We start from the raw sequence: 15,580 nt of genomic DNA, 5'->3' as shown, positions 1-15,580 counted from the left end.
GGGTAGTCCATGTGAGCGGGGGCGCGCGTGTCAGATTGGTCCGACTGGCTCGGCGAGGGCGTGACCTCCGTGACCGTTCGCAGTCTGCCGACCCTGGCGCTACGGCTGACGATCTCGGCGCTTTCGGCGGCGCTTTGCGCCTGGCAGATCGGGCCGGCCATCGGCGGTCTCTGGGCCCTGGGCGCGGCCTCCGCGGAGGCGGGTGTGTGGATCACGAGCCACCCGCAACGCAACGCCTCGCCCACCACGCAGCGACAGCGTCTGGCCTACGTCGCCGCCGTCGCCTGGATGAATATCGTCTGGTGGAGCCTGGTGGTCATCCTGTGGACCTCGGGCCAGGAAGCGTTCCGGCTGGCGGCGGTCTGTCTGCTCGCAGCCCTCCTGGTTCACGCCCAGGCCTTCACCTCCTGGTCCAAGCTGCTGTTACTGATCGTCGGGGGCGGGGCGGCGGCGATCCTGGTGGCCCTTTGCGTGTCGGCCAACGGTTACGCGCCGAGCCAGCGGGTCGTGCTGGTGATCGCGGCCCTGATGCTCGTGTCCTATACGGCGCAGGCGGCCGTCACCAATGTCCGCCGGGGGCGGGCGGTGGAAGCCGCCCGCGCCCAGGCCGAACGCGCCAACGCCGCCAAGTCCGAGTTTCTGGCGCTGATGAGCCATGAGTTGCGTACGCCGCTCAACGCCATGCTCGGCATCGCCCAGACCCTGACGCTCGAGCCGCTCACGCCTCGGGTCAGGGATCAGGTCGAACTGATCGAGGAGGGGGGGCGCACGCTGCTGGCCCTGCTCAACGACGTCCTGGACCTGGCCAAGATCGAGGCCGGAAAGCTTGAGATCGCGCCGATCACCGATGACCTGGCGGCATTGTGTGATCGCGTCGTCCGTCTGAACCTGCCGTTGGCGACCGAGAAGGGGACCACGATCGATCTGGTCGTCGATCCATCGGTCCCCTCCGCGCTGGTGTTCGATCCGCTGCGGGTGCGTCAATGCCTGGCCAACCTCATATCCAATGCGGTGAAGTTCACTCTGGCGGGTCAGATCCTGGTGCGCGTGTCCTGTGCGCCGGCCCCCGATCCAGAACGCTTCCTGGTCAAGGTCGCCGTGTCCGACACGGGCGTCGGCATGGACGCCTCGACGCTTTCGCGCCTGTTCAAGCCGTTCGAACAGGGCGACGCGGCCACCGCGCGCCAGACGGGCGGCACCGGCCTGGGCCTCAGCATCACGCGCCGTATCGCCAATCTGATGGGCGGCGACGTCGCCGTCAGGAGCGCCGTCGGCAAGGGCTCCACCGTCACCCTGACCTTCGCGTGCGCCTTGCGCGAGACCCCGTCTGGCAAAGTCGCAAGCGATCCCGCGACGAGCAAACGGGTGCTCGTCGTTGACGACTACACGGTCAACCGAAAGGTCGTCGCCATGATGCTGGCGCCCCTGGGCTGCCAGATCGCCGAGGCCGAGAATGGCCGATCGGCCCTTAGCCTGCTGGAGACCCAGGCGTTCGACGTCGTGCTGATCGATTTCAACATGCCGGTCATGGATGGCCTGGAAGCCACCCGCCGCATCCGGGCCCAGGCCAGGTTGCGCGACCTGCCGGTCCTATGCCTGACCGCCGGGATCACCGAGGCCGAGCGCGCCGCGGCGATCGCGGCTGGGATGACCGGCTTCATCGAAAAGCCGATCGACATGCGCAGCCTGGTGGCCGCCGTCGAACGCTGCCCACGCCGGGCGATCTAGCCGTCATTTCCGAGAGGTTGGTTCACACGCCGCGCCTCGTCGCCGGGCGCGCGGAGTCATGGGCGAATTCGTCGGTGTCGCACGGATGCGACAGGTTAAGAGGTGAGGATTTCGCAGTTAAGATTCTTATAACGATTTGAGTATGATTGTTTAGATAAGTAAAAAGTGCTTCGCGTCAAAATAATTATCATCACCAATACAGACCAAAAGGCTCACCGAGGGCTGTATTCTGAAACTCAGGCGGGAAGGTTTCCACAGTGTCCGATATAAAAACGAAGATCGTCACCTGGAACGATAAGGATCGAGGCATCGGGGAAATCGTTCATACGAGAGCTGGGAAGCATCTCGAGAGCGCTCTTCTAAATGCCTATCGCGTCATTGATCCCTCGCTGCAAGCGTTGCCGCGGGACGTCTGGGAGAACGAGAAGAGAAAATTCTCCTTCATTGCCAGGGGGAACTTTCCTTCCGAGTATTTCGAGCAACAGGCTGTCATTACCCAAAACATTTCCAGCAGCCTGGATTTCGCGACCTATCTCAGCAAGACCTACGCGGCCTACGCCGCTGGTCTGGCGTCCGGTCTGATGAAGGAGAAGGGCTGGAACGAGAAGAATTCCGACGAACTGATGCTGAGCCTGATGAAGTCAGTGTTCTCCGACGCCAGCGTCGTCATGTTCAACTATTTCCAGGTCCTGAACGCCAAGGCCGATGAGGAGCGCGCGGTCGTCGAGGCGGAGCGTCTCGCCGTCGCCGAAGAACAGAACGCGGTGGTCAACGCCCTGGCCGACAGCCTCAAGCGCCTGGCTCAGGGCGACCTGACGGCGCGGATCGCGGTCCCCTTCAACGGGCGCTACCAGCAGATCAAGGACGACTTCAACGCCGCGATCGACAGCTTGCGCGAGGCGATGAACGCCATTGCGGCGACAACCAGCGGCTTGAGGGCCGGGTCGGACGAAATCGCCGCCGCCTCGGACGACCTGTCACGGCGCACGGAGCAGCAGGCCGCGAGCCTGGAGGAAACCGCCGCCGCGCTCGACGAGATCACCGCGACGGTCAAACGCAGCGCCAACGGCGCCCAGCAGGCCTCCACCGCGGCGTCCGGCGCCACCGTGGACGCCGCCAAGTCGGGCGACGTGATGAACGAGGCGGTGTCCGCGATGGGCGAGATCGAGCAGAGCTCGAAGCAGATCACCAACATCATCGGGGTGATCGATGAGATCGCCTTCCAGACCAATCTTCTGGCGCTCAACGCCGGCGTTGAAGCCGCGCGCGCCGGGGAGGCCGGTCGCGGCTTCGCCGTCGTCGCCCAGGAAGTCCGGGCCCTGGCTCAACGGTCGGCCGACGCCGCCAAGGAGATCAAGGGGTTGATCGCCAGCAGCACGGCCCAGGTCGAGCGCGGCGTGAAGCTGGTCGGCGACACGGGCAAGGCGCTGACGGGCATCGTCGGCAAGATCACCGAAATCGACGCCCTGGTCTCGGAGATCGCCCAGTCGTCACAAGAGCAGGCGACCGGCCTCAATCAGGTCAACACCGCCGTCAACCAGATGGACCAGGTCACCCAGCAGAACGCCGCCATGGTGGAGGAGGCCACGGCCGCCGCTTCCAACCTGAAGTCCGAAGCCGGCGAGCTGGAACGGCTGGTGGCGCGCTTCGAAACCGGGAACGCGCCTGTCGCGCCTCGGCTGGAAGCCGCCGTTCCGGGGCGCCACGCGCCCGCTCGCAACCCGGTCGCCCAGTCCCAGGCGCGGGTCGCCGCCTTCGCCAGGCCAGGCGTGGCGGCCTCGACCGCCGCGAAGGCCTGGGAGGAGTTTTGATCCTCGTCATGGGCCCAGGCGCCGTCACGCCCCGGCCCGATTTTTCACCAGGTCATCGACGACGGAGGGGTCGGCGAGGGTGGAGGTGTCGCCCAGGCTCCCTAGTTCGTTCTCGGCGATCTTGCGCAGGATGCGGCGCATGATCTTGCCCGAGCGGGTCTTGGGCAGGCCGGGGGCCCACTGGATGACGTCCGGCGCGGCGAACGGGCCGATCTCGTGGCGGACCCACAGGACCAGAGCCTTGCGCAGGTCCTCGGTCGGCTCGACCCCGGCGTTGAGGGTGACATAGGCATAGACGCCCTGGCCCTTGATGTCGTGCGGGCAGCCGACCACGGCGGCTTCGGCGACGGTCTCGTGGGCGACCAGGGCGCTCTCGATCTCGGCGGTGCCCAGGCGGTGGCCCGAGACGTTGATCACGTCATCGACCCGGCCGGTGATCCAGTAGTAGCCGTCGGCGTCTCGCCGGCAGCCGTCGCCGGTGAAGTACTTGCCGGGATAGGTCGAGAAATAGGTCTCGAAGAAGCGCTGGTGGTCGCCATAGACCGTGCGCATCATGCCCGGCCAGCTGTCGGTGATGACCAGATTGCCCTCGGTCGCGCCGTCCAGCACGCCACCTTCGGCGTCGACGAGCTGCGGCTTGACGCCGGGGAGGGGCTTGGAGGCCGAACCGGGCTTAAGGTCGGTCGCGCCGGGCAGGGGGGTGATCAGCATGCCGCCGGTCTCGGTCTGCCACCAGGTGTCGACGATGGGCAGCTTCTCCTTGCCGACCACGCGGTGGTACCACAGCCAGGCTTCCGGATTGATCGGCTCGCCGACGCTGCCCAGCAGGCGCAGGGACGACAGGTCGTTCCTGGTCACGTGCTCGTCGCCCTCGCGCATCAGGGCGCGAAGGGCCGTGGGAGCGGTGTAGAAGATCTCGACCCTGTGCTTGTCGATCACCTCCCAGAACCGGCTGGGGGTGGGATAGTTGGGCACGCCCTCGAAGATCAGGCTGGTCCCGCCATTGGCCAACGGGCCGTAGACGACATAGCTGTGGCCGGTGACCCAGCCGACGTCGGCGGTGCACCAGAACACTTCACCCGCACGATAGTCGAACACCGCCCAGAAGGTCCAAGAGGCCCAGGCGAGGTACCCGCCCGTGGTGTGCAGCACGCCCTTCGGCTTTCCCGTCGAGCCCGAGGTGTAGAGGATGAACAGCGGATCCTCGGCGTTCATCGGCTCGGGCGGGCAGTCGGCCGATACCGCCTCGCGCACGTCCTGCCAGACGATGTCGCGGTTCTTGACCAGAGGCACGTCGGCGCCGGTCCAGCGGACCATCAGCACCTTGCCCACCCAGGGGCAGTGCTTGAGCGCCTCGTCGATGTTGGCCTTCAGCGGGATGCGCTTGCCGCCGCGCTTGCCCTCGTCGGCGGTGATCACGAAGTGCGAGGCGCAGTCCTGGATGCGGCCGGCGATGCTGTCGGGCGAGAAGCCGCCGAACACCACCGAGTGCACCGCGCCGATCCGGGCGCAGGCCAGCATGGCCACCGCCGCGATCGGGATCATCGGCAGGTAGATCGTCACCCGATCGCCCTTCTGGACGCCCTGCACCTTGAGGACGTTGGCCATGCGGCAAACCTCCTCGTGCAGCTGGCCATAGGTCAGGGTGTCGGAGGTCCCCGGCTCGTCGCCCTCGAAGATCAGGGCGACGTCGTCCTTGCGGGTCGGCAGGTGGCGGTCGAGGCAGTTGGCCGAGACGTTGAGGACGCCGTCCTCGTACCAGCGGATGCGGAAGTCGTCCTTGTCGAACGAGACGTCCTTGATCCGGGTCGGAGCCTTGATCCAGTCCAGCCGGGCGGCGATGTCGCGCCAGTAGCCTTCCGGATCGGCCTCGACCCGGGCGAGCGCGGCGTCATAGGCGGCCGCATCGATATGCGCCGACTTCGCCAGGGCTTCTGGAACCGGGAAAACCTGTCCGTCGCTCACGCCGTCTACTCCCTTTGGCATTTTTTCTGACGAGTGAAGGGGCGCGACGGGGCGTCGGCGCACCCCGTCACGCCCCTCATGAGGCCCTGCGCTTTACTGGCTGAGGTCCAGCACGACGCGGCCTTCGATCTGGCCGTTGCGCATGCGGTCGAAGACCGTGTTGACGTCGTCCAGGCGCGCGGTGCTGATCGTGGCCTTCACCTTGCCGTCGGCGGCGAAATCCAGGGCCTCCTGCAGGTCGAGGCGGGTGCCGACGATCGAGCCGCGCACGGTGATCCCGTTCAGCACCATGTCGAAGATCGACAGCGGGAAGTCGCCGGGCGGAAGTCCGTTCAGCGCCACCGTCCCGCCGCGCGAGACCATGCCCAGCGCCTGCTTGAAGGCGATCGGCGAAACCGCCGTGACCAGGACGCCCTGGGCGCCGCCGCTGGTCTGTTTCTTGATCTCGGCCGCCGGGTCGGCGACGGTCCGGGCATTGACCGTGATGGTCGCGCCCAGCGCGCGCGCCAGGTCCAGCTTGGCGTCGTCGATATCGACCGCCGCGACGTTCAGGCCCATGGCCTTGGCGTATTGCACCGCCATGTGGCCCAGGCCCCCGACGCCGGAGATCACCACCCAGTCGCCGGGCTTGGTGTCGGTCACCTTCAGGCCCTTGTAGACCGTGACCCCCGCGCAAAGCACCGGCGCGATCTCGTTGAACGAAATCGCCTTGGGCAGATGGCCCACGAAGTTGGGATCGGCCACGACATAGTCGGCGAAGCCGCCATTGACCGAATAGCCGGTGTTCTGCTGGGACTCGCACAGGGTTTCCCAGCCGCCCAGGCAATGCTTGCAGTGACCGCAGGTGCTGTAGAGCCAGGGCACGCCGACGCGGTCGCCTTCCTTGACGGTCTTGACCCCGGCGCCGACGCCCGAGACGAAGCCGACCCCCTCGTGTCCGGGGATGAAGGGCGGGTTGGGCTTCACGGGCCAGTCGCCCTCGGCGGCGTGCAGGTCGGTGTGGCAGACGCCGGAAGCCTGGATGCGCACTTGAATCTGGCCGGGACCCGGTTCGGGGATCGGCGCGTCCTCGATGATCAGCGGCTTGCCAAATTCGCGCACGACGGCGGCCTTCATGGTTTTGGCCATGATGATGTCCTTCTGGATCGGAGAGGTTTGCGACGCCGGATTATGCCGACGCCGCCTCAAGTCGGCGCGGCGCGCTAGAAGAAGCCGAGCTTCTTGGGACTATAGCTGACCAGCATGTTCTTGGTTTGCTGATAATGGTCCAGCATCATCCGGTGGTTCTCACGGCCGATGCCTGACGACTTGTAGCCGCCGAACGCCGCGTGGGCGGGATAGGCGTGATAGCAGTTGGTCCACACCCGGCCCGCCTGGATGGCGCGGCCAAAGCGGTAGCAGCGATTGGCGTCCCGGCTCCAGACCCCGGCGCCGAGGCCGTAGAGCGTGTCATTGGCGATCGCCAGGGCCTCTTCGTCGGTCTTGAACGTCGTGACCGACAGCACCGGACCGAAGATCTCCTCCTGGAAGATCCGCATCCGGTTGTGGCCCTTGAACACCGTCGGCTTGACATAGAAGCCGCCGGCCAGATCGCCCGGCAGGTCGCTACGCGCGCCGCCGGCCAGCAGTTCGGCGCCCTCGGCGAGGCCGATGTCGATATAGCTGAGGATCTTCTCCAGCTGCTCGCCGGAGGCCTGAGCGCCGATCATCGTTGTCGGGTCCAGCGGATCGCCCTGGGTGATCGCCTCGACACGCTTGAGGGCGCGCGCCATGAACGCGTCGTAGATATCCTCGTGGATCAGCGCCCGGCTGGGGCAGGTGCAGACCTCGCCCTGGTTGAAGGCGAACATCACAAAGCCCTCGATGGCCTTGTCGAGATAGTCGTCGTCTTCGGCCATCACGTCCTTGAAGAAGATGTTGGGCGACTTGCCGCCCAGCTCCAGGGTGACGGGGATCAGGTTCTGGCTGGCGTACTGCATGATCTGCCGGCCGGTCGAGGTCTCGCCCGTGAAGGCGATCTTGGCGATGCGCGGGCTGGAGGCCAGGGGCTTGCCGGCTTCCAGGCCAAAGCCGTTGACGACGTTGAGCACGCCGGGCGGCAGGATGTCGGCGATCAGCTCGGCCAGCACCAGGATCGAGGCCGGCGTCTGCTCGGCGGGCTTGAGCACCACGCAGTTCCCGGCCGCCAGGGCCGGCGCCAGCTTCCAGCAGGCCATCAGCAGCGGGAAGTTCCACGGGATGATCTGGCCGACCACGCCCAGGGGCTCATGGAAATGATAGGCGACCGTATCCTGGTCGATCTCGGAGATGCCGCCCTCCTGGGCGCGGATGCAGCCGGCGAAGTAGCGGAAGTGGTCGATCGCCAGCGGCAGGTCGGCGGCGGTCGTCTCGCGGATCGGCTTGCCGTTGTCCCAGGTCTCGGCGGCGGCCAGCAGCGGCAGGTTGTCTTCCATGACCTGGGCGATGCGGTTCAGCAGATTGGCGCGTTCGGTGACGCTGGCCGCGCCCCAGGCGGCCTTGGCGGCGTGCGCGGCGTCCAGGGCCAGTTCGATGTCGGCGGCGTCGGAGCGAGCGATCTCGCAGAGGACGCGGCCGTTGACCGGCGAAGTGTTCTCGAAATAACGGCCCGCGGTCGGCTCGACCCATCGGCCGCCGATGAAGTTGCCATAGCGCGCTTTGAACGGCGGCTTGGCTGTGCGCGTGAACTCGGCTTTGGTCATGGCTTCCTCCTGTCGCGCCGTGTTCGGCGTCAAGAGGAAAGCATCCGCCAAGGCTTTGACCTTGTCAGGAGGCGGGGCCCAGCCCCCAAGATCGACTGTCGCATGGGTGCGACAGTTTCGCGGGTTAGCGGCGTTGCGTGAGGCCCAGCCGCGCCAGCTTGCGGTGCAAGGTCGCCCGGCTGACGCCCAACGCCTTGGCCGCGGCGGAGACATTGCCGGAGGTCAGGGCCAGGGCGCGCTGCACGCCCGAGCGTTCAAGGTGCAGCAGGTCCTGTTCGAGAGCCGACTCTGGAAAAAGCAGCTCGTCCACGTGCAGTCGGCCGGCCAGGCGGGCGTCGGTCAGGCCATAGTTGAGACGGGCGTCGCGGGTCGCGCCGATGACCAGGTCATCGCGATCGACCGCCACCACGCCGCCGCCGTGCTTGGTCCCCTCGACCACGAGCAGTCGGGCCCCGACGAACATCCGCCGGAAATGCTCGAGCTCGATGCGCCGCGCCGCATCCACAACGGCGGCCGAGATCAGGCCGACGAAACCTTCCGTGAGATCGGCCCGGCAAGACGAGACATCCAATGCGCCGGCCAACCGTCCCTGGTGGTCGTAGATGGGCGCCACCGTGCAGCTCAGCGCGGTGTTACGCGCATGGAAATGCTGATCGCGGTGGATGGTGAGCGCACGCTCCTCGGCCAGGCAGGTGCCGATGCCGTTGGTGCCTTCGGCCTCCTCGCTCCACACCGCCCCGGTCCACAGACCCCAGCGGTGGAAGGTCTCGTCGTCGACGTCAGCGCCGCGCCGATCGACGGGAACGCCCTGGCGATCGGTGAACAGAACGCAGCAACCGGTGGAGCCCACGGCCAGGAACAATCTGTCGAGCGTCGACTGAGCCGCGTCGAGGAGGGGTTCGATGCGCTCACGCGCGTCCAGCAATTCGCGTTCGCTCAGAACGCGCGGCGCGGTCATGTCCTCGGGGTTCAGGCCATACCAGGAGAACGATCTCTTCCAGGATGCGGCGAGCGCCGATCGCGCCGCCGCGGAACCGTCGGCCAGCACGTCGCGCACATGGGCGGCATGCCTTTTCTTCACGGTTTCCGGCACCCGCTCCTCCCTGAGCTGCGCACCCTTATTCGGCGTTTGGCCTAGTTTGCGGCTTCATTTCAAGCGGGCGCAATCCTTCTTCGAATCCGCCCCGCGTGGCAATTGGTCTCGGCGGGACGCGACGCTAGCGCGAGGGGCGAGCTCGACCTCGTCGAACTCGCCGGATGTCGGTGCGAAACTGTACGGTCCTAGTGGGCCTTGGCCTGCGCCTGGGTGAGCAGGGCCTGAGCCTGGGCCTTGCGACCCTTGTCGGCGACTTCGTGACCCGGACGGCCTGGAGCGGCGATCGCCTTTTGCAGCGCCTTGGATGCGCCGGCGTAGTCGTTCTGGCGGAACAGGAAATCGCCGTAGAAGAAGTTGGGATCCACCCCGTTCGGGTTCACCGCCAGGGCCCTCTGCAGATAGCTCCGCGCCTTGCCCGCATCGCCAAAGCCCAGCGGGAAGCCTGGGACCTGGGCGTAGAGGGAACCGAGGCTCGTATAGACCGAGCCGTCGCCCAGGGCGGCCGGATTGATCTTCTCGGCCTTCTCAAGAAGCGCCTTGGATTCCTTGGCCAGAGCGAGGCCGCCCAGGCCGCCTTTCGCGCCGGCTTCGGTGGCCTTGGCGATCGCTTCCCAGACGAGGGGCTCGGCGCGGCCGGGGTTCTGGTGGGCCAGGGCGTCGGCCTCGCCCGCGACCTTGGCCGCGCCGCTGGCCTGGGCGGTCTTGTCGGTGACCTCGTAGTTCACGTGCGCCCAGTCGCGGGCCAGGCTGTCGATGCGGGTGTCGAGGGCGTCGGCATGGGCGGCGCCGGCCAGCAGGGATACGGCGGCGCTGAGGGCGAAGAAGGCTTTGGTTTGCATGGGATGTCCTGGGATTTCAGCGGGCGAAGAGCTGCGCGGCCTTGCGATCGTTGGCCGACAGGGCGCGATCGACGAGGCCCGGCAGCAGGGCGTTGAGACGGACGAAGAAGGTTTCGGGGAAGCCCAGATAGACGTCGCGACGGCGGGCGCGGATCGCCGAGACGATGCGGCGCGCCGTGGCTCCCGGCGGATCGATGTTCATCTGGGTCAGCTTGGCGAACTCCAGGACGCGCTCGGAGACCATGGCGGTGCGGACCGCGCGTGGCGCGACATAGGTCACGTCCACCCCGGTTCCCGCCAGCTCCCGCCGCAAGGCCTGGCTGAAGCCGCGCAGTCCCGCCTTCGCGCTGGAATAGGTGGCGAAGTGGGCGAAGTTGATCGAGCCGAAGATCGAGCCGATGTTGACGATCTGGCCGCCGCCGCGCGCCTTCATGGCCGGCGCGACCGCCTGGCAGAGCCGAACCGGCGCCACGAGGTTCACGAGATAGCCCGACAGCAGCTCGGCGGGGTCTTCGGTCTCGAACGGACCGAAATGCTGGACGCCGGCCAGGTTGATCAGGATGTCCCACTGACCGCCTTCAACGGCGCGGGCGGCGGTCTCGATGCCGTCCGGGGTGGAAAGATCATGCGCCATGAAGCCGTCGACGCCCTCCGGCCGCGAACGGCCAAGCGCCACGACATGCGCGCCCTCGGCGACCAACTGCGCGGCCACCAGGCTCCCGAGCCCGCCGGAGGCGCCGGTGATCAGAACCCTCTTGCCCTCAAGCATCGGCGGCCTCGCGGACATGCGGGATCGCGCGGAAGACGTTGGCGAAGCGCTCGAAGATCGCCTTGGCCACCTCGATGATCGCGGCCTGGTCGGCCGGATCGTCGACCTGGTTCATCAGTTTCTCGAAGAAGGTCAGGTGCTCCATGTCCAGCGCGCCGTGCGAGCTCAGATAGCTGAAGCACTCCGGGCCAAGGCCCAGGTTGCGGGCCACGGCTTCGGCGCCCTGGGTGGCCAGGCGCACGCTGGTGCCCTCGAGGACGAAGACCATGCCGAAGAAGCCCATCGGATTGGCCTGACGGATGTAGTCATAGGCGTAGTCGGTCATGGCCAGGGTGGCCGGCCGGGGCTCGCCGTCGCGAACGGCCACGGGATCGCCGCCGCAGTTCTTGATGTCGCTGAGGATCCAGTGCTCGTGGCCGGTCTCTTCGGTGATGTACTCGTCCAGGGCCTCGACGAAGCGCTGGTGGTCGTGATCCATCCGCGCCCGCGCCGCCTGCATCAGCGGCACGGTGTGCTTCACGTGGTGATAGGCCTCGGTCAGATAGGCGATGTAGGTCTCGCGCGAGATGCGGCCCGTCAGGCCGTCCTGGATCTGCGGCACCGAGGCCAGGCCCATCTGTCCGTCGACCGTCTCGGTCACGAGGCGTTGGTAGAAGGTCAAGCGAGGTCTCCTGTCGTGGCGTTTTCCATGAAGTCCCGGTGGCGGGCGGCCAGGGCCGCGCGCCGGGGGCGTCCGTTGTTGGTGAGTTCGCCGCTGGCCGCGTCGAAGGCGTCGCGGATCAGCCAGCGGCCGATCTGGGCGTAGGGCGGCAGGCTGGCGTTGGCGCGGGTCACGGCCTGTGCGATGGCGGCCTCGTCCATGCCGGGGATGAGCGGGACGATCAGGGCCGAAAGCTCGGCCTGGGCCTCGCCCAGCACCACGGCCTGGCGGATCTCGGGCTGGGCGGTCAGCTCGCTCTCGACCCACTCGGGCGCGACGTTGCGGCCATGGCTGGTGATGATCGTGTTGGCGCGGCGCCCGGAAATGCGCAGGAAGCCGTCTTCGTCGATGTCGCCCAGGTCGCCCGTGCGGACGGGTCCGGCGTGCGCCTGTCCGCCGGCATAGCCGAGGAAGGCGGCGTTCTCGACGATGATCTCTCCGTCCTCGATCCTGACCGACAGGTGGGGCAGGGGGCGGCCCACCGTCCCGGCCTTGCGGCCTGCGGGCGTATTCAGCGCCACGACCGAGGCGCATTCGCTGAGGCCGTAGCCCTCGTAGACCGGCAGCCCGAGTTCATCGGCGCGGGCCAGCAGGGACGGCGCGACCTTGGCCCCGCCCACCGCGACCAGTTTCAGGTCTGGCAGGCGAACGCCGGTAAAGGTCATCACCATCATCAAGGCCCGCAGCAGCTCGGGCACCAGGATCAGGCTGGTGGCGTGGTGGTCGGCGATCGCGCCGGCCAGGCGCGGCAGGTCCGGGCGGAACGGGTCGGTCAGGCCCAGCTGGTCAGGCGGAAGAATGTGGTAGCGGCCGCCGGCCAGCAGGGTCGTGTACAGGCCCGCCACGTTCTCCAGCAGGATCGACAGCGGCAGGATCGGCAGGTGCAGGCCGGCATAGTCCGAGCCGATCGCCTCGACCAGCGCGCCGGCCACCGCCTCCATGTGCTGGCGCGAGAGGCAGACACCCTTGGGCTGGCCGGTCGAGCCGGAGGTGTAGGTGATCTTCGCCGTCCCGGCCGGCAAGGCGCGTGGCGCCAGGGAAAGGGGCGACACCCGGAGCGGCGCTCCCGCGATGGTCAGGTCGGCGTTGGCGGCGTCGCACACCTCGATCAGCAGGCTCGCGCCGGCGTCGGCCATGGCGTGCTCGCGCTGGGCGTCCGTGAAGAAGCCGGGCAGCGGCAGGCTGGCCCAGTCCAGGTGCGCCAGGGCCAGGTCCAGGATCACCCAGGCCGGGCCGTTGGGCAGTCGAAGGGCGACGGGCGATCCTGGGCGCACCAGCGGCGCCCACAGGAAGAGGTCGCGCGCCGCGTCTTCGATGAGCTTCTGGAGCGCGCCATAGCTGAGCGCCATGGTCTGGTCGCTGAGCGCGATCGCGCCATTGTCGGATCGCGCGCGCTCGGCGATGGCGAGGAGAACCCGGCTCATGCCCGGCCCCCGATGCAGGGATGCAATCGCGAGCAGACGCCCTCGATCGGCGGCGGCTCGACCAGCAGCAGTTGCGTCAGCGGCTCCAGGGCCGGAGCGATGGCGCCCGCCAGGACCTCGGGGTCACGTTCATAGTAGCCGCCCCAGTCCTTGGCGTCCGTCCCAAGGCGCGCCGGATCGGCCGCCGTCAGGCGCTGGGTCGGGAAGCCCACGCGGGCGAAGGTGCGGCGCAGCTGGCGCGTGGCGGTCGCCACCGCGTAGTCGCAGCCCTGCTGGTCGAGGTAGCGCGCCAGGGCCATGAACAGGAAAAAGGACGCGCCGGCGCTCTGGGAGGCCAGGCTGCCGATCTCCGCCACGCCGCCCCGCGAGATCGCCGCGCCGACCGCGCGGGAGAGCGCCGCTTCGATCGGGTCGTCGAGATAGCGTTCCAAGAAGAGCGACGCGCCTGCCGCCAGGCGAAAGCCGACGGCGGCGTGGATTTCGCCGTGAGCGTCCTGCACGCTCATCAGGGTGGGATAGTGGGCGCGCACGCGGCCGTTGAAGGCCTCGGCGTAGGTCGCCTCGATATAGCGCTCGACGCGCTCGCGCTCCGGGCGCAGATGCTGGTGGATCGAGATCACCCGCGGCTCGACCGACGTGAAGCGGCGGATGCGATCGGCGTCGAACCGAAGGCTGCCGACGCTGGCGCCGTCGTTCATCATCATGACTTCCAGCAAGGAGACCTCCTGCCCGGGGGCGCGGCGCACGAGCGCCTTTCGACCGGCAAGGACGACACCCGTGGACCGGCGCCTCAAAGCTTTCAGTGGTTGCGCGACGCGAGCGGTTCGGAAAGATTGTCGCAGGTTCGGATTCTCGGACCCCATCACGCTAGGAGCGCGAACGCGCCTTGGACGACGCCGACGTCCATCCCCTGCTCGCCGTCTATATGGAGCGACGCGAGGAACTGCTGCGGTACTTCCGCGTGCGCCTGCGCTCAGACGTCGCCGCCGAGGACCTCGTCCAGGACATCTATCTGAAGATCGCCGCGCGCCCCGTGGAGGGCGTCGACAATCCGGCGGCCTACCTCTATCGCCTGGGCTCGAACCTGATGCTGGACCGCATCAAGGTCCGCCGGCGGGCCGAGGCCCGCGACGCCCAATGGCATGGCGTCAATGTTTCCGACGTGGGCGGCGTGCAGATCGCCGAGGAGGTCCCGGCTGATGAGGCCACGGCGGCCAAGCTGCAGCTGGGCAAGGTCCTCGAGGCGGTGAAGGCCTTGCCGCCGGCGCAGCAGGAAGCCTTCCGCCTTCATAAGCTGGAGGGGCTGACCCACGCCGAGACCGCCCAGGCCATGGGGATGTCCCGATCCAGCATCGAGAAATACATCATGGCCAGTCTCAAGCTGATCGTCGCCAAGGTGGGACGGTGGCCATGAACCCTGCGCGAGAAATTCTTTTGAGGCGCCTTTGGCTTTATGGCGTCTTTGGGGCGAAGGGGATGGCCGCCGGCCTCCCAGCACACGGCGAAATCGGATGAACGGTCAGGATCTGGAAACGAAGGAGACGCTGCGCGACGAAGCGGTCGCGTGGCTGGTCCGCGTCCAGTCCGACGCGGCCACGGCCGACGACTGGTCAGCCCTGACCGACTGGCTGGAGGGCTCCGAGGCCCGCCTGGCGGCTTTCGAAGAGGCCGAGCTGATCGTCGCCGATCTTGAAGGTCGAAAGGCCGAGATCGCCGAGGCGCTGTCGCCGGCTCCGCCCAATGTGGTCGCCTTCCGCCCGAAAAGGGCGCCGGCGCGTGGGTTCTGGATCAGCGGCGCCATCGCGGCGTCCCTCGCCGTGCTGGTCGGCGGCCCCGCGCTGTGGAAAAGCTCGCAGGGCGACCTAGTGACCTACGAGACCAGGCCCGGTGAGACGCGGCGCGTCGACCTGGCCGATGGCACGCGGATCACGCTCGACGGCGGCTCCCGGCTCAGCGTCCGGCTGGGCTGGCGCCAGCGCCGGGTCGAGATGGGCCTGGCCCAGGCCAGTTTCGACGTCGCCAAGGATCCTTCGCGGCCCTTCGTGATCGGCGTCGGCGACGAACGCGTGCGCGTGGTCGGGACGGAGTTCAACATTCGCCATGACGCCAGGAGCGTCCGCGTCAGCGTGCGCCGCGGGATTGTCGAGGTCGCGCAGCGCGATGGAAAGGGGCCGCCGCCGGCCCGCCTGACCGTGGGGCAGGAACTGCGTCACGTCCAAGGCTCTACCGGTTCGCAGGTCCGCCGCGTCGAGCCCGACGCCGCCTTCGCCTGGTCCCAGGGGCAACTGGTCGCCGATGGCGAAACCCTGGGCGACATTGTCGCCGACCTCAATCGCCGCTTCCCCACCCCGATCCGGATCGCGCCCCAGGCGGCGCTCAAGCGTTTTTCCGGCGTCATCGCGCTCGACGATCAGGATGCGGCGATCCGAATTCTCGCCGCCTATGCGTCGTTGACGGTGGATCGCGTCGATGGAGAAATCGTCCTAAGGTGACGCCCTGACGAGTTCGGAGGGGCGTGATTTGCACGG

At 67.6% G+C, this 15,580-nt stretch carries 13 protein-coding genes; 4 read left to right on the top strand and 9 right to left on the bottom strand.

Annotated elements, in window-relative coordinates:
• Positions 1-69: 69 nt before the first annotated feature.
• Positions 70-1,728, top strand: coding sequence for a response regulator (locus CSW62_RS22045; RefSeq protein ID WP_233206756.1), 1,659 nt, complete (start codon positions 70-72; stop codon positions 1,726-1,728).
• A 257-nt stretch (positions 1,729-1,985) separates the two neighbouring features.
• Positions 1,986-3,539, top strand: a complete 1,554-nt coding sequence (locus CSW62_RS22040; RefSeq protein ID WP_099581571.1) for a methyl-accepting chemotaxis protein — start codon at positions 1,986-1,988, stop codon at positions 3,537-3,539.
• A 24-nt stretch (positions 3,540-3,563) separates the two neighbouring features.
• On the opposite strand, the gene acs is transcribed toward CSW62_RS22040, so the two are convergent.
• The 9 genes from acs to CSW62_RS21995 all read right to left on the bottom strand — a co-directional run bounded on the left by acs (position 3,564) and on the right by CSW62_RS21995 (position 13,768).
• The gene (acs, locus tag CSW62_RS22035) at positions 3,564-5,525 is read right to left on the bottom strand and encodes an acetate--CoA ligase (protein WP_099581569.1); all 1,962 of its coding nucleotides are present in this window, start codon (positions 5,523-5,525) and stop codon (positions 3,564-3,566) included.
• A 72-nt stretch (positions 5,526-5,597) separates the two neighbouring features.
• Complete coding sequence (adhP, locus tag CSW62_RS22030) at positions 5,598-6,632, bottom strand: alcohol dehydrogenase AdhP (RefSeq protein ID WP_099581567.1); 1,035 nt, start codon at positions 6,630-6,632, stop codon at positions 5,598-5,600.
• 74 nt (positions 6,633-6,706) lie between these two features.
• Positions 6,707-8,224, bottom strand: coding sequence for an aldehyde dehydrogenase (adh, locus tag CSW62_RS22025; RefSeq protein WP_099582417.1), 1,518 nt, complete (start codon positions 8,222-8,224; stop codon positions 6,707-6,709).
• 124 nt (positions 8,225-8,348) lie between these two features.
• The gene (locus CSW62_RS22020; RefSeq protein WP_233206755.1) at positions 8,349-9,317 is read right to left on the bottom strand and encodes a GAF domain-containing protein; all 969 of its coding nucleotides are present in this window, start codon (positions 9,315-9,317) and stop codon (positions 8,349-8,351) included.
• A 188-nt stretch (positions 9,318-9,505) separates the two neighbouring features.
• A complete protein-coding gene (locus tag CSW62_RS22015; RefSeq protein ID WP_099581565.1) occupies positions 9,506-10,159 on the bottom strand; it encodes a tetratricopeptide repeat protein in 654 nt (217 codons plus the stop codon).
• A 16-nt stretch (positions 10,160-10,175) separates the two neighbouring features.
• On the bottom strand, positions 10,176-10,928 hold the full coding sequence (locus CSW62_RS22010; protein WP_099581563.1) for an SDR family NAD(P)-dependent oxidoreductase: 753 nt from the start codon (positions 10,926-10,928) through the stop codon (positions 10,176-10,178).
• Positions 10,921-11,589, bottom strand: a complete 669-nt coding sequence (locus CSW62_RS22005; protein WP_233206754.1) for a TenA family transcriptional regulator — start codon at positions 11,587-11,589, stop codon at positions 10,921-10,923. Before CSW62_RS22005 ends, CSW62_RS22010 begins: the two co-directional genes overlap by 8 nt.
• Entirely contained in the window at positions 11,586-13,052 is a 1,467-nt protein-coding gene (locus CSW62_RS22000; protein ID WP_099581561.1) for an AMP-binding protein, read from the bottom strand. Before CSW62_RS22000 ends, CSW62_RS22005 begins: the two co-directional genes overlap by 4 nt.
• On the bottom strand, positions 13,049-13,768 hold the full coding sequence (locus CSW62_RS21995) for a thermostable hemolysin (protein ID WP_099582414.1): 720 nt from the start codon (positions 13,766-13,768) through the stop codon (positions 13,049-13,051). Before CSW62_RS21995 ends, CSW62_RS22000 begins: the two co-directional genes overlap by 4 nt.
• A gap of 170 nt (positions 13,769-13,938) precedes the next feature.
• Here CSW62_RS21995 and CSW62_RS21990 point away from each other — a divergent pair, with 170 nt between their 5' ends.
• Together CSW62_RS21990 and CSW62_RS21985 are read left to right on the top strand one after the other, a co-directional pair.
• On the top strand, positions 13,939-14,466 hold the full coding sequence (locus CSW62_RS21990) for an RNA polymerase sigma factor (protein ID WP_099581559.1): 528 nt from the start codon (positions 13,939-13,941) through the stop codon (positions 14,464-14,466).
• Positions 14,467-14,563: 97 nt separating this feature from the next.
• On the top strand, positions 14,564-15,544 hold the full coding sequence (locus CSW62_RS21985) for a FecR domain-containing protein (RefSeq protein ID WP_099581557.1): 981 nt from the start codon (positions 14,564-14,566) through the stop codon (positions 15,542-15,544).
• Positions 15,545-15,580 lie beyond the last annotated feature (36 nt).

This window comes from Caulobacter sp. FWC2 (assembly GCF_002742625.1).
In the GTDB taxonomy this organism is placed as follows: Bacteria; Pseudomonadota; Alphaproteobacteria; order Caulobacterales; family Caulobacteraceae; genus Caulobacter.
Note: the sequence above shows the minus strand (reverse complement) of the source record. Positions and strands in the feature narration are given on the sequence as shown.